The sequence below is a fragment of the Desulfosporosinus sp. OT genome (assembly GCF_000224515.1).
GTDB lineage: Bacteria > Bacillota > Desulfitobacteriia > Desulfitobacteriales > Desulfitobacteriaceae > Desulfosporosinus.
In genome coordinates this window covers 1-13,910 of record NZ_AGAF01000241.1, presented here as the reverse complement: position 1 = coordinate 13,910, position 13,910 = coordinate 1, and the positions used below count along the sequence as shown (strand labels likewise).

The 13,910-nt window shown below is 41.0% G+C and carries 16 protein-coding genes and 1 pseudogene; 11 read left to right on the top strand and 6 right to left on the bottom strand.

Going from position 1 to position 13,910, the window contains the following annotated elements; all coding sequences use genetic code 11:
- The 5 genes from DOT_RS22800 to DOT_RS22780 form a co-directional block, all read left to right on the top strand.
- Nucleotides 1–875, top strand: an 875-nt coding sequence (locus DOT_RS22800) for an ABC transporter permease (RefSeq protein ID WP_009623890.1), incomplete at its 5' end; no start/stop codon positions are given.
- 152 nt (nt 876–1,027) lie between these two features.
- A complete protein-coding gene (locus DOT_RS22795; RefSeq protein ID WP_009623889.1) occupies nt 1,028–1,471 on the top strand; it encodes a YiiD C-terminal domain-containing protein in 444 nt (147 codons plus the stop codon).
- A 92-nt stretch (nt 1,472–1,563) separates the two neighbouring features.
- Complete coding sequence (locus DOT_RS28000; protein WP_009623888.1) at nt 1,564–2,172, top strand: helix-turn-helix transcriptional regulator; 609 nt, start codon at nt 1,564–1,566, stop codon at nt 2,170–2,172.
- A 457-nt stretch (nt 2,173–2,629) separates the two neighbouring features.
- The gene (locus DOT_RS22785; protein WP_009623886.1) at nt 2,630–3,718 is read left to right on the top strand and encodes an NADH:flavin oxidoreductase; all 1,089 of its coding nucleotides are present in this window, start codon (nt 2,630–2,632) and stop codon (nt 3,716–3,718) included.
- 94 nt (nt 3,719–3,812) lie between these two features.
- Nucleotides 3,813–4,046, top strand: a complete 234-nt coding sequence (locus tag DOT_RS22780; protein WP_242833902.1) for a secondary thiamine-phosphate synthase enzyme YjbQ — start codon at nt 3,813–3,815, stop codon at nt 4,044–4,046.
- A 354-nt stretch (nt 4,047–4,400) separates the two neighbouring features.
- On the opposite strand, the gene DOT_RS31490 is transcribed toward DOT_RS22780, so the two are convergent.
- Entirely contained in the window at nt 4,401–4,706 is a 306-nt protein-coding gene (locus DOT_RS31490) for a hypothetical protein (protein WP_207637066.1), read from the bottom strand.
- Nucleotides 4,707–4,736: 30 nt separating this feature from the next.
- On the opposite strand from DOT_RS31490, the gene DOT_RS22770 reads away from it, so the two are divergent.
- Together DOT_RS22770 and DOT_RS22765 are read left to right on the top strand one after the other, a co-directional pair.
- Nucleotides 4,737–4,994, top strand: a complete 258-nt coding sequence (locus DOT_RS22770) for a hypothetical protein (RefSeq protein ID WP_040413303.1) — start codon at nt 4,737–4,739, stop codon at nt 4,992–4,994.
- Nucleotides 4,995–5,148: 154 nt separating this feature from the next.
- Nucleotides 5,149–5,967, top strand: coding sequence for a metallophosphoesterase (locus tag DOT_RS22765; RefSeq protein ID WP_009623881.1), 819 nt, complete (start codon nt 5,149–5,151; stop codon nt 5,965–5,967).
- A 649-nt stretch (nt 5,968–6,616) separates the two neighbouring features.
- On the opposite strand, the gene DOT_RS22760 is transcribed toward DOT_RS22765, so the two are convergent.
- Together DOT_RS22760 and DOT_RS22755 are read right to left on the bottom strand one after the other, a co-directional pair.
- A complete protein-coding gene (locus DOT_RS22760; protein WP_009623880.1) occupies nt 6,617–7,090 on the bottom strand; it encodes a chemotaxis protein CheX in 474 nt (157 codons plus the stop codon).
- Nucleotides 7,090–7,506 carry a hemerythrin family protein gene (locus DOT_RS22755; RefSeq protein ID WP_009623879.1) on the bottom strand — a complete coding sequence of 139 codons (417 nt, stop codon included), beginning with the start codon at nt 7,504–7,506 and terminating at the stop codon, nt 7,090–7,092. The genes DOT_RS22760 and DOT_RS22755 overlap by 1 nt, the downstream gene beginning before the upstream one ends.
- Nucleotides 7,507–7,612: 106 nt before the next feature.
- Here DOT_RS22755 and DOT_RS27995 point away from each other — a divergent pair, with 106 nt between their 5' ends.
- A complete protein-coding gene (locus DOT_RS27995; protein WP_083824266.1) occupies nt 7,613–8,203 on the top strand; it encodes a helix-turn-helix domain-containing protein in 591 nt (196 codons plus the stop codon).
- A 458-nt stretch (nt 8,204–8,661) separates the two neighbouring features.
- Here the strand turns inward: DOT_RS27995 and DOT_RS22745 are convergent, their stop codons facing one another.
- A complete protein-coding gene (locus tag DOT_RS22745) occupies nt 8,662–9,333 on the bottom strand; it encodes a TetR/AcrR family transcriptional regulator (protein ID WP_009623877.1) in 672 nt (223 codons plus the stop codon).
- A gap of 449 nt (nt 9,334–9,782) precedes the next feature.
- Between DOT_RS22745 and DOT_RS22740 the strand changes: the two genes are divergently transcribed.
- Both DOT_RS22740 and DOT_RS22735 read left to right on the top strand, forming a co-directional pair.
- The gene (locus DOT_RS22740) at nt 9,783–10,751 is read left to right on the top strand and encodes an SDR family NAD(P)-dependent oxidoreductase (RefSeq protein WP_009623876.1); all 969 of its coding nucleotides are present in this window, start codon (nt 9,783–9,785) and stop codon (nt 10,749–10,751) included.
- A 77-nt stretch (nt 10,752–10,828) separates the two neighbouring features.
- A complete protein-coding gene (locus DOT_RS22735; RefSeq protein WP_009623875.1) occupies nt 10,829–11,797 on the top strand; it encodes an SDR family NAD(P)-dependent oxidoreductase in 969 nt (322 codons plus the stop codon).
- 1,082 nt (nt 11,798–12,879) lie between these two features.
- On the opposite strand, the gene DOT_RS22730 is transcribed toward DOT_RS22735, so the two are convergent.
- The gene (locus tag DOT_RS22730; protein WP_009623874.1) at nt 12,880–13,356 is read right to left on the bottom strand and encodes an NAAT family transporter; all 477 of its coding nucleotides are present in this window, start codon (nt 13,354–13,356) and stop codon (nt 12,880–12,882) included.
- On the opposite strand from DOT_RS22730, the gene DOT_RS32125 reads away from it, so the two are divergent.
- Nucleotides 13,262–13,537: a DUF3658 domain-containing protein gene (locus tag DOT_RS32125; RefSeq protein WP_242833901.1), complete on the top strand. Its 276-nt coding sequence runs from the start codon at nt 13,262–13,264 to the stop codon at nt 13,535–13,537. The two genes, DOT_RS22730 and DOT_RS32125, sit on opposite strands and share 95 nt — an antisense overlap.
- Nucleotides 13,538–13,676: 139 nt before the next feature.
- Here DOT_RS32125 and DOT_RS29970 read toward each other — a convergent pair.
- Nucleotides 13,677–13,910: pseudogene (locus tag DOT_RS29970) on the bottom strand (hypothetical protein); the annotation flags it as partial.

Here is a 13,910-nt window from a genome sequence, read left to right as displayed (position 1 = left end):
GGGAGGAATATACCGGGCCAAACGCGAAACTGATTGCCGTTGCCAAAGTGCAAGGCCGCAGCAATGGGGAGGAGAAGGTTGGCCGGATTAAGGATCTATTCAAGAGTTCTTCCCTGGATTTTACCATCGCTCCCGAAACAAATAGCGAGCTAAAAACGGAACATGGGCAAAACGTAAGCATTACGGTTGTCAATACCGTGCCGCCTGATACACCAGCGGTGACCGGAATGTCTATGCTGCGGCCATACGCTATTATGGGGATGGCTCCTTATTCCCTCAAGGAAAAGCTTGTTCACTCCGAGACTGCGGCGAATATCAGGGTTAAGGGCATGACCTTTCAGTCAAAGAATCCATCCCAGTTTGTGGCTGAAATGAAAATGATGATTCAGGGCGAAGGAATTACAGCCTCGTACCTCCTTTTGAATTCGTCTGAAATATTTGATCAGAACCGCAATATGATATTTATTGCCAACGTGTTCGCTTATACGTTTATCATTATGATTTCGCTGATTGCTGTTGCCAATGTGTTCAACACAATTTCCACGAATATCAAGCTGCGCCGCCGGGAGCTTGCCATGCTCCGCTCTGTGGGGATGTCCGATCACAATTTCAACAAAATGATGCGCTTTGAGTGCGCCTTTTATGGCCTGAGGGCACTGCTAGTCGGGCTTCCTACGGCCATCATCTTCTCCTGGCTGATCTACAAAGGAATGTTCATCGGCGGAGCGGAGGGTATTAATTTTGTGTTGCCGTGGGCCAGTATCGGAATCACGCAGGATGTGATGAACCCACTAGTGGATATGGAAGGTAGGAGGATGAGGTACATCGAGACTTTCAACCTCCGGTTTATTTATCATTGTCTCCAAAATAAATAGGCCGTATTGATAAATATGGAATACGTGGTAAAATATTAACAATTGTTACCTGATACCAATTATTATGCCTAAATACATTGATATATGGACATGTAAACAGGTAAAGTAGGTATGTGAATTAGGTTTTGATTTATTAAAGTTGGAGGAAAGTAATGGATGAAGAATTCGCATTTCAACAATTTTTGTATGAGCAAATACCCATAACTGAGAAAATGAAGTTTGAGGTTATTAAGTTCGAACCTACCAGTGTAAAAATGCTGGCTAGGCTAGAACCAAACTTTAATCATAAATGTACTGCGTTTGCTGGTAGTATAAATAGTTTGATGACGCTATGCGGCTGGGGCATTGTCTTTTCAAACGTTAAAGAATTTGCTCCAAATTCACATATTGTAATCCAGAGGAGCAATATTGAATACTTATTTCCTATTGAAAAGGACTTTACAGCAGAGTGCAATATAGTTAATAAACAGGACATAGAAAAGTTACAGCTGACTTTCAACAAGTTCAATCGTGCTCGAATTAAACTAAACGTGTTTTGTAAAGATGAAAACAAGTTATTATCTAAGTTTGAAGGATATTATGTAGTGTTTAGATAGCTTAATATGTCCTTGATTACACCCACCTGAGCGTTTCGGGCGTTTGCGGTGGGTGGTTTTGTTCTGCTTTATGCAGGAAATACGGGATAATTGTGGAATTATCACTAGGGATATCCCTCGAACTTAAATTACAACAAGCTTATGGGCACATCAATGATGGTGAATTACCTGCTAGTTGTTTAGAGGGATTAAATAAGTTATTAGTGGAGAAGAAATTATCTAGAAAAGACATTATCGCTAAATCAAAGATTAGCGATAACTCATTTGATCAATATGTTCGGGGAGGACGTAATCCTGGACGTGATGTCGTTTTGAAACTCTGTTTGGGCATGGGGGCTTCTATTAATGAAACAAATAGATTGCTTGAACTTGCCGGTCGAAATAGATTGGGAACAAACTCTGACGGGAGAGACAATATCATAGCTTACTGCCTGCTACCTGCAGATTCCGGTCATCGCGCTACACGGCGAAACATGCTTGTGGGATGTCATTTTTTGTTGTCGTTCCGCGTAGGTTCCAGGTCCAAAGAGCTCAGTTCGCCACAAGATATTGGAGGAGTAGAAATTGGGTGGATTAATAATATCTACAGTTGTTGTACTGTGTTGTGCTATTGTTTTTATATGAATAGTAATATTTGCATTACACAAGAAATCGCCTTGACATTCTGTCGGCCTCTGTATCTGGGGCGCGACGTTACATAAAACAGAATTTTGCGCCAGCATTGCAAGAACAATTGATGATCGGTAGTGATGAAGCATTATACAAGTATATGGAATCCGGGAGAGTCATCGGATGATTCGTAGAATTCAGGATGGGCTTTCTTGTAGCCCAATTAGATGGTGGCAAAGGTGGAATCAGTAAGATAGATATTCTCCTTAATTGTTGTTTCTAATATCGTTATGTATTTTGTCAAACGCATTATTGTATTGGAATATACAGTCACAAGTTGACCAAATAGTCCGGCAACACTCCGAACTGAATAGGTTAACAAAAAGAGGGCAAGCGTCCTCAAAAAAGTTATTTAAACGTTCTAATTGCTGATTCAAGATTGTCTGCCATCTTGGGAGTTGAGGGATGTTTTTGGATGGGGCGGAGTTTGTAAATTCGAGTAATTTAAAACTTTGTAGTTTTGATCGATGAAAAATAGAGGTGATTCCTGTGAAGACACTATTTGACCAAACGACCATAAAGCAACTAGACTTTCCCAATCGTTTTATAAGATCCGCTACCTGGGAAGGGCTAGCAAGCACTGATGGAGCTGTTACTCCCGCATTAATTGAGGCAATGGTACAACTAGCCAAGGGTGGAGTAGGGCTGATCATCACTGGTCATTCCTTTGTTCGAACAGATGGACAGGCGGGCCCAAATCAATTGGGTGTATATAGTGATCGTCTTATTCCTGGCCTTAAAGAAATGACGGAGGCGGTACATGCTGCAGGTGGCAGAATAATAATGCAACTAGCTCATGCAGGAAGATTTGCCTCGGAGCAATTAACCAGGCAGAAAGTCTTGGCAGTTTCCCATGTAAAAGATACAGATAACACTTCAGTAAGGGAAATGACGATTGAGGACATCCTGGAGCTGGTTGAGGCTTATTCTAAAGCGGCTGAAAGGGCTATAGCTGCAGGTTTTGATGGTATTCAAATTCACTCAGCGCATGGTTATCTTCTAAGTCAATTCCTGTCTCCTTCTTTTAATCAGCGCCATGATGAATATGGAGGAGACATTTATAATCGTTCTAAAATACATCTCGATATTATTCAAGCGATACGAAGAACCGTTGGGCATGATCATCCTATCCTGGTAAAACTCAACTGTCAGGATTTTATTGAAAATGGCTTAAGTCTGGACGATTCTCTTCAGGTTGCACATAGACTCGTCAACGCTGGTGTTGATGCAATTGAATTGAGCGGTGGTGTGATAAAAACTGGCAGGTTGGAACCCAGCAGGACGGGGATTAATTCGCTCGAAAGGGAGGCCTATTTTAGAAATGAAGCCCGTGTCTTCAAACGTGAAATACATGTTCCGCTTATTCTAGTCGGGGGAATACGTTCCTATGAGCTAGCAAAAGTGCTTGTGGAGACCGAAGAGGTAGATTATATCTCTATGAGTAGACCCTTTATTAAGGAGCCCGGGCTTATCAATAGATGGGTATCAGGTGACCAAGGCAAAGCTTCATGTAAATCGGACAATGCCTGCTTGGAGTCCGGCAGAAAAGGAACTGGCGTTCGTTGCCTAGTTAAATAAATATATGCAGAAGCAATAAGAACAACAATTGGGCAGGAATTTAGATGGACATAATGAGATGTTTATCATAGGTAACAAGATAGAGGGGAGAGCAATGATGATCCATGAAATCCATCTGCAGACCAAAAATCACGACGAAATGATCGATATAACCGCCCAAATACAAGACTTTCTGACTACCCAAAATATCAAGGACAGTCTTGTTGTAGTCTATTGTCCCCATACAACCGCTGGAATAACGATTAATGAAAATGCCGATCCGGATGTTCAAAAAGACTTTCTTCGGAGGCTTGATGAGATTTATCCATGGGAAAAACGGAGAAAGTAGAGGGATGATGAAGGAGTAATTGGCCTTTTCCTGTTATGCCGGGGATGGGGAGGAGTAAATATCCAAACAAACCTACACATATTAATAGGCAGGGAGAATATCCTACCAAAAGTAAGATAGGAAAGCCATATCCTAATGATATGTGGTATTATGATGCCCCAGTGAACGAAGAGGAAGATTTAGACAAACATATTCAAAGTTTATGGAAGACATTTAAAGCATAGGCCTCGCGCCCTTCGGCGTGAGGCCTTACCGCCATGGATAAGCGCTGCGTGTTCTTTACTTATGTGGATCAGAATCCCCCAAGCTTGAGGATATAAAACAAATTTTTATAAATACTTATGACCCGATTCCTCAGGAAGCGCTGGAATACATTTTACTGGAAACGGAAGCCCCAAGTACTGGCAGTGCATAAGGCAGGAGATCGGCAAAAATGTTACGATGCCCCTTAATATGAAAGCCCCCAACAGAGCAGCGGTTATACTGAAGGATGATTATTTCAGAGGACCTCATGAGCTGGTGAAGATTGCCGGAAAATGGTAGGTTGCCGGGTTTTCCACTTGGCCGGATAGTCAGGCGAGAAAGAATGTTTATAGGGCTTGTATTCAATTTATTAATAATCAAATTAAAACCGGTCAAGCGGAGGCTTACTTTCTGCAAAAAGGAATCCAGGACAATTATGCTGTCCGAATGGCAGTACTGCTGAATAAAATACGTACCCAATCCTCTAAAATTGAGCTTGGAGAAATAGAACTCTGGGCTATGAGTGATCCGCATAGGGCGGTTAACCCGGATGCCAAAGAAGCAAGAGTAAAAATGATCGTCACGCTCAATGATGGATCAACAGAAAAGCTCCAGGGTTACTTCTCGAGTGCAGATTCCAGAGATACCTGGATGATTAAAGGGTTGGGCAAGTTGTCACCGGGTCTGTTCCCGCAAACCTATTAGTTAAAATCCGATCCGGGTGATGCCGACTATGCATAGTTCAAATTCGTTGCAGCCTGTGGGTCTTTGGCAAATGCAGCGCTATCCTATAGATTAAGCTGCCCTCCGGAAGAAAGTGCTATCCCTCTCAACGGATGGGAGAAAGGGAGGACTATTTTTGGATAATAAGCAGATATCCCGCAGAGCATTTATTCTCGGCGGGATAGGGTTGATTGCCTATCTTTATTATGATCTTTATTCGATTGCTATTAAACAATATACCATTGCCATTAATAATCTGCCTAAAGACTTTGAGGGTTTTACAATTCTCCATCTGACAGATTTGCATGCCAAACAATATGGTGATAAACAGGATAAGCTCTTAAAGATAATTAATCGTCAAAGTTTCGACATGATAGCAATGACAGGTGATTTTATCGATAAAAATAATCCCGATGCTGAACCCACTTTATCTCTGGTCAGAGGGTTAAGTTCCAACCCCATTTTCTTTGTTCCTGGGAATCATGAGTGGCGGCATGATTTTAGTATTAAGCCTTTATTAGCAGACTATGGAGTAAAGATACTGGAAAATAAGAAGTTTAAGTATGCAAAAGGTAATTCTTATATTTGGATTGTCGGGGTCGATGATCCATATCTTCGAAGAGATAATTTGGGCGAAGCACTTGATGGTATTGCAGATTCTCAACCAAGGGTGTTGCTGGCCCATGCACCGAATATTTTTCCAGCGGCATCCATGTCAAATATTCAATTGGTATTAGTAGGTCATACTCACGGCGGACAAGTTAGGCTTCCTATTGTTGGTGCAGTTGTTGCTCCCGGACAGGGCTTTTTCCCCAAGTATGATTATGGCCAATTCACAGCTGGGTCAACGAATATGATAGTTAACTGCGGCTTAGGAGAGAGTCTTTTACCAATAAGGTTCTATAATAGACCGGAAATCGTGCTGGTTAAAATGGTTGGTGCAATAACAGCGTGAGAAACAGGACAGAATTTTTGGACTCTGTCACTGCATTCGAGTCATTTAAGTAGTTATTTAGTTTAACGCTTTAATTTGATATTCTTAGTTTGATATTCTTATTGAACTCGGTATCTGACCGTTATGAAGCTCTTAGAAATATAAGGAATAAGATTTTGTGTGAACTTAACTTAAAGTTGATGTGACTCATTACGCAGAACAGCGTTTAGAGAAATGGAACATAACAAAGCGATCCGAAAAGCGATCGGGAGCTCCCGGATCAGCGATGAAGCAAAGGCGTACTTAGGAAAGTAAAATAAGGGCGGGATTCCCCAAAATAAAAAGCTAATGGTGTTTATTTAAACACATTAGCTTGATTTAGTCATATTCATTGTTTCACCTCTTAGGCAGTATGGGTATTTAACTTATGGATATTTTCACATCATACAAATTTTAAACCAATAGTTTATTCATAAAATCTAACATAGTAAGGACAATTAAAGCAAATTTGCCATTGAAGCGATTGCTTTTAGAATAATTTCACATCTAAATTCAAAAAGAGCTAATGGAGAAAACTTCTCGTAATTAGCCCATCTAATATTGCGGCAATAATAAAAAATAATAGAGTCGAAGGGCATTCTCGGGGTAAGCACCTGTATGAGAAACGGTCTCAGCCCACAGCCTGAGTTGTCTGAAGGTTCAGCTCCACATCTCCGATAGAAGTCTTGACCTTGGTCCGGTAAATTGAGCATCCCTCACTGACAGTGAAAGTCAGGTCCTCGATGATTTTGGGTGGACGTATATCACAAATTAATTGGGCTTGCGACAGACTTGACAAAGCATTGCCGCTGATAATATTAGCGATCTCACCTAAAGCCGATTTAACAAACTCATCGATTTCCTTGAAATCCATACCGCTCATCATTTTCACCATTTCCAGGGTCGTATCTTTGGGAAAGCTATAAATGACCTCACCATTGAGATCCCCGGTAATTTCTATGACAATATTGATATTTTCCAGATATTCTTTCTTATCATTGTTTTCCTGGGACTGAACAGGATCAGTGATTACGTCCAGATCTAAAAGCAGTTTAAAGGTCTGACTGGCTGCATTAGAAAAGGAAGTTAAAAGTTCGCGTTTCATTAGTTAACCCCCTTACTTCTTGCATATTCTGCAATCTTCTGATCATCTGCTAGCACATGATTGATCAGCCAGGCCATAAGCTTCCCTCCGAATTGCTGCATGAGTTCTTCTTTAAAGCCCTCATTTTCGTATTCTTCAGAAACCGCCACCACATAGGCAACCATTCTCTGATGAATCTTCCGATGATCCTGATAATGGGGATAGCCAATTGCCGCCTGATAGGCTTCTTCATCGGCAAAATGAGTCACTACATAACCTTTCATAAATTCAAGGGTTTCATTAACTTTTTCAAGCTTTTGGTCCCAGGGTTTAAGGGAACGCAGGGTTTCTACAAACGCAGTAACCCGGGAAAACAGCTCTTCATGCTGCTGATCGATCAGGGGAACTCCTACCATATACTTTTCTTTCCAAATCATATGCTTCTCTCCTCCATCTTCTGCAATGCTTCTTATTTATCTTTGAGTATAACACCATACAAATAATTAACAAGGATTTATTTTAAAAAATGGACTTTCTCATTTTGTGAACACAATCATCATCACATCATTCATGCCCGGTATTCTGCCTGCGAATCTGAAAGTTCAAATGAAGGATCTCATTGGGCTGGAAACCGATCTTATCTATCTCCTCAAAAATAAAGACCTGGCGAAACGAATCGAAGAGACGCAGGACTGGCAGCAGTGTATCCGCCTGTTTTTGGAGGATTATTCCTCAAGCTTAAGTGAAGTTTCCTGTTTTTCTTCAGGAAATAGCCGCCAACAGCTTGCAGGTTACTTAAAGGATATAATAATCTCCACTATGGGCAGTATAAAGATACAGGAATTGTCAGAGAAAACCGGCTACTCGGCACGGTACATTAACATGTTATTCGAACAGTACATTGGATTCAGTCCCAAGACCTTTGAAAGAATTATGAAATTTCAAAATGCCATTAATCTGATCAATTATCATCAGGAGGAGCATCTGACCCGGGTTGGCATGGAAGCAGGTTATTTTGACCAGGCGCATTTTATTCGGGAGTTCAAAAAGCACACGGCGATGACGCCCGCCGAATACCGCAAGCTGATTCGGAAGCATTCTTATCTGCAGCGTTTAAGTATCGACTCAGCCTAATTTGCAATCATTTTGCAATCTTTCTATGATGATTGGACATAGTCCAGAAGGTTACCTGATTCAGTCTATAAGAAAGGGTGCAAATGGTATAAGTCCTTCAAGATGTCAAAACTCTTTTGAAGGTTTTATTGCTTATAATTTACTTGGATTGTAAGCAATGGCAGGAGCCGGACCGACGAAAAAAACGTCCTTTCCAAGCAACTGTTTCTGAAATATGCCTTCCCGCCAAGGGGATACCAGAGAGTTGCAGCATCTTTTTTACGTACTCAACGCACGTTGGCGTTACTTCATTGAGACGCTTGCCTGTCTGTCCTGCTGACTTGAATACTAAATATAGTGATGGAGCAGCAATAATTTTGCTGTCTTGTAGGGAATACTATTTTTTACAGTTTATCACACTCATTAATTCTGTAAAAATTCGTTCAAAAAAAGCACAGCTATTGGGTCTGAGATATTGGCTATAAGAGCATCGGATTAAATTTTTCTACCAGCCTGTCAATGACGCTATCTATGTTAGAATCATCCACTAGTGAAAGTTTATTGGTTATAAAAAGCTGTATTTTTTTGAACTGATAATAATCATATAAAACATTTTGTATTGTGATTTGGTTGGATAGTAAGTATTTCACACTTGTTATTTCGCGCAGCAACAAAACGTCCTGCAACAAAATAAACGTTTCGTTGATTGGGTTGAAAATTCCACGCTCTTTCCCAAGTCTGTAAAATTGAAGCGATTGTTGATCTCGTTTCTGTAAAGCTACCATAAGGTTTTTATGCAAGTCTGGGTAAGCGGTTTGCAAATCTTTTGTAAACGTATCGGTAATGTACTCTATGAGAGATACCGATTGTTCAAATAGCTGCTGAAAACATATGCCGAAATAAACTTCTTCTTCGTTATCACAATGTAACTCTAATCGTTCGATGTAGTCAATGAAAATGCTCACTACGCCACTAATAACATCTTCTTTAGAAGAAAAATATTTGTACATTGTTGCTCGACTTACATCCATATATTTAGTAATGTCGTCCATTCGCAAGTGTTGAAAACCATCTCTAATGACAGACTCAATTAATTTTTTTAGTAGTTTTGTCTTAGCGTCGTATGTTTTCATCTTCAGAGAGATGTCCATATTATTCATTTCTCCTCGTATAATAAGTTTGTAGCCAAGTAAATGTGGGTTACAGACTTATTTTTTTTGTTATAGATGGATGGATATTCTTTGAGAAACTCTCTTCTCTATTGCCGTGCATTCATTTCCCATATATATGGTTTATAGTTTCTCTTTATAAGTCTTATCCTCTGCTACAATAATCCCTGTGGATTTTTAACTCAGGGTACTGACGTTTTCCCAAAGCTTTTCGCTATTGCTCAGAAAGTATGCAGCCAGGTGCATCATCAATTACGTATCTATTCAATTGGATTATTATACAATAAATCTCAAGAGATTCAAACAAAACATACTAAATAGACATCATGTATATATATTGTTTACTTTGTATAGAACACATGCTATACTCTCATTATTCGTTAAGTTTATTAGCTTAGCGAAAAAATGGTGATTGTTAGGAGGAATTCATATTGCACGAAAACAGTGATTATAAAGTAACTGCGCAAGAACCTATATCGTCCGGATTCGGGAAAGAAACAACTGCGCAGGAAGTCATTGCAGGAGTGGATTTGACTGGCAAAGTGGCAATTGTAACTGGCGGATATTCTGGCGTTGGGCTGGAGACGACGCGAGCATTGGCAAACGCAGGTGCTTCGGTAGTTGTTCCTGCGCGCTCATTGCAGGCAGCCAGCACTGCAGTTGCGGGAATACCTAGGGTTGAAGTTGAGGCGCTTGATCTTATCAATCCGGCTTCAATTGATTCTTTTGTGGAACGTTTTTTGGCTCAGGATAAACCTCTCCATATTCTGATCAATAATGCAGGTATTATGAGCCCGCCGTTAACGAGGGATTCTCGAGGATACGAGTCACAATTTGCGACCAATCATTTGGGACATTTCCAATTGACCGCACGCCTGTGGCCAGCATTAAAGCAGGCAAACGGAGCACGTGTTGTATCTCTTTCTTCCACGGGTATTCGCTTTGGAGGTGTTGATTTCGACGATCCGAACTATGAACGGCGCGAATATAACAAACAGCAAGCATATGGACAGTCAAAATCGGCTACTTCCTTGTTTGCTGTTGCTCTTGATCGATGGGGATACGCAGATGGCGTTCGAGCCTTTGCCGTACATCCTGGCGCTGTAATGAGTAATTTGATTCGTTATATGTCCGAGGATGAACTGTCCACAGCCAAAACATTCTTTAAATTCAAAACTGCTGAGCAAAGCGCAGCAACGTCCGTATGGTGTGCGACAAGCAGACAGCTGGATGGGTTGGGCGGCGTATATTGTGAGAATGTTGATATCGCCAACATTTTGGAAGCGAATGATGTAACCGAGATTCCTGATGGCGTATGCACCTGGGCGATTGATCCTATCCTTGCAGAACGCCTTTGGCAGCTTAGCGAACGATTAATCGGATTAAAATTCCTAAGATAAGAGCACAGTAACGTGCTATTTTTTAAAACGATTTGTCACCTGATTACTAAAAACTATTATTATGGAGGGATTAAATTATGGCAACAAACAATGAGTACAAAATAACCCCACAGATCCCAATTTCATCCGGCTTTGATTCACATACAACTGCGTTGGAGGTTGTTAAAGATATTGATCTTAGCGGGAAAGTTGTTATTGTTACTGGCGGACATTCAGGTATTGGACTTGAAGCTACTCGTGCGCTGTCTGTAGCAGGAGCTACTGTCATCGTAGGTGCTCGTTCGGTGGAGCAGGCAAAAGCCGCAACTGTGGACATTGTGGGTGTAGAAGTGGAAACCCTCGATTTGATGGACCCGAATTCAATTGATGTGTTCGCACAAAAATTTCTGGATACAGGTAGAGCGTTAAATATTTTGATTGCTAACGCAGGTATCATGGCTCCACCATTGGTTCGAGATTCTCGAGGATACGAATCGCAATTTGCGACGAATCACTTGGGACACTTCCAATTGACCTTGCGTCTATGGTCTGCTTTGAAGAAGGCTGAAAATGCTCGTGTTGTGTCACTATCCTCGACGGGAGTTCGCTTTGGTGGAGTTGACTTCGACGATCCTAACTTTGATAAGCGTGAATACGATAAATGGAGAGCTTACGGTCAAGCCAAATCTGCTAATGCTTTATTCGCTGTAGAACTTGATAAACGAGGATATGCGGACGGTATTCGTGCTTTTTCTGTACATCCGGGACGAATTGATTCGGAGTTGGCAAGATTTTTATCATCCCAAGAGCGTGCAATTGGTGGAGAGTACAAAACAACTGAGCAAGGTGCTGCAACGAGTGTTTGGTGTGCGACCAGTCCGCTTTTGGGTGATAAAGGAGGCGTTTATTGCCTTGACTGTGATATCGCAGAAGCGATTTCTGACTTTGCTTTACAAGGAATGGGGCAACAGCTAACAGGTGTACTTCCTTGGGCTGCTGATCGAGAAATGGCAAAACGATTATGGCTTATGAGCGAAGAAATGACAGGCGTCAAGCTTGAGGACTAACCTATTTTTTATCTATTGAGGATTATGCGAAAATCTATAAAAATCTCGAATCCATCGGTATTGGAATCTTAAAGCATTTCATATTACTCATATGCCAATTTAGATTTATAAACGGAAAAACAGTAAAGTGGTAGGTGTATTTTCAAAACGAAGATACACCCGTTTTTTTAATATATCAGACCCCCATGCCGCTGCGCGGCACCACTGATGAATGAAATAAAATTCTTATTCCAGGGCAGAAAGTATAAGTTTTGGGGTACCAGAGGCTATTCCTTTACTTGCGAATTTGGTATTCTAAGATTATGGAAGCAAATATATTAAATCAGATATTTTAAACAGATAATTCTCGATTCATACGGACACTGGGACACTTTCGTCCAAAAATGCGGTAAACGTGTTAGGGATGTTGTCGTTAAAGAAGTTGAGAAATTCCGTAAGTGCTGAGACCCCAAGTGTGGTTTCAAACTTTTAGTATGCGAGGCGTGACACGATCTATAAATAGCTCCCGCCGACCGAGACCTTCTACGCGTGTTTCACGCAGCAGTAACAGACAAGTTCAGTGTGAACTGGAATGTCGTCCGCTGAAGGCGCCGAAGCACGTTGAGACGGTAATTCTGATGACGAATAGTGGTCCGGAGGAGAAGAAGTAGGCTTTGACCACAAAATGTTGTGGTTCTGAGGGCGAAAATTCGAAGAGACTAGGGTAAAAAACTACGATTTTGACCCTGTTTTTTGGGGCGTTTGCATAGATGACAAGAGAGGAAGCGGCCTCAAGAATTGCCATCTCAAACCGAATAAAATAACAATGTAGGATAGCAAATTTTAGTGTCGTTAGTTTCACATAAATCAAATAAAAACTTGACTATGTTGGTCACTCTTTCATCTTTTTGATTAAGTCAATAAAAATTAATGACGGGACCACAATTGATATCGAAACATGGAAAATGAATGGAAAGCAATAAAAAACTATTCAGCAGCTTTGTACCAGACAAAGCTTAAATGAACAGCCGGATTTAATGAATATCGAGGATTTTTATCAAAAGGACGGCAACTTCAAATCCAACCGGACACCAGTGGATATGTCAACGCAGACCCGGGAAGAGTCCGATGATACCAGTCGAAGCCATTTGTACAGCGATCACAGTTAGAAGAAGTCCCATCATTCTAGTAATTAAGTTTATTGTTGTTTGTGGCAAATGCTTTTGAACCCATGGAGCATTATAAAAAAGTAAGAAGGTTACCAATAGAACAAGTGCAAAAGTTGCCATTACTATTACGGTTCCTGTCAAAATTGAAGCATAGCTTCCAGATAAAGCCATTACCGTTGTGATTGTACCCGGCCCCGCTAAAATTGGAGTTGCCAGGGGCACAACAGCAATATCATCTTTCTCGATGCTTTCCGTGTGTTCATCGGGGCTGGGATGATGGATGTGGGATGACTTTCCTTGTAGAAGATTGAACGCAATGAAGAAAAGGAGAATACCCCCGGCGACCCGAAATGCGTCAAGGGTAATGCCTAGAATTTTTAGAATAGCTGGGCCTAAAATAGCAAAAAACAAGACAATAAAAAAGGCAATAAGAGTTGAACGTCGTGCTAAGCTTGGTAAATATCAATTTGGAATTCGTGATTCCTGGGTCGCCTTCCGTATCGAAGAAATGATTCGTGAAGGAAAACTTGAGGCTGTGTCTGCGGTTGCCGAAGATAGGTCGGTCTATCATCGAGTCTTGAAAACCATATAATCTACATCCTCCTGGGTGAAATTCCTGGCTATCGGGGGAAGGCAACCAATGTGACAGAAAGAGCACCAAATGGTGCTCTTAGTTATAATACAAACATAAAATCCTTACAAAAAATTCTCAGAACGAATCATCCAATATTTCAGGATAAGTCAGGATAAGTCAGGATCATGCGAAGGACCTTATTTTCCGGTTTAATATCCGCCAGGTATTGCCCTTCTTTCAGATCGAATTGAAAATACAAAGCTGCGGCACCCTCGACCTTAAACATTCCATAAATTTTGCCTCCGTGGATGCTCACAGGCTCGATGTATTTGGGGCGGTAAACCTCGAATACTTTAGTAGACGTATCTCCCATTTTTATTCCCAAATTGGT

Coding starts and splice junctions, on each gene's coding strand:
- DOT_RS22795 (WP_009623889.1), top strand. CDS start 1,028: ATGGATGAAGAATTCGCATTTCAACAATTTTTGTATGAGCAAATACCC.
- DOT_RS22780 (WP_242833902.1), top strand. CDS start 3,813: ATGATGATCCATGAAATCCATCTGCAGACCAAAAATCACGACGAAATG.
- DOT_RS22770 (WP_040413303.1), top strand. CDS start 4,737: ATGGCAGTACTGCTGAATAAAATACGTACCCAATCCTCTAAAATTGAG.
- DOT_RS22760 (WP_009623880.1), bottom strand. CDS start 7,090: ATGAAACGCGAACTTTTAACTTCCTTTTCTAATGCAGCCAGTCAGACC.
- DOT_RS22755 (WP_009623879.1), bottom strand. CDS start 7,506: ATGATTTGGAAAGAAAAGTATATGGTAGGAGTTCCCCTGATCGATCAG.
- DOT_RS22745 (WP_009623877.1), bottom strand. CDS start 9,333: ATGGACATCTCTCTGAAGATGAAAACATACGACGCTAAGACAAAACTA.
- DOT_RS22735 (WP_009623875.1), top strand. CDS start 10,829: ATGGCAACAAACAATGAGTACAAAATAACCCCACAGATCCCAATTTCA.
- DOT_RS32125 (WP_242833901.1), top strand. CDS start 13,262: ATGAAGAAAAGGAGAATACCCCCGGCGACCCGAAATGCGTCAAGGGTA.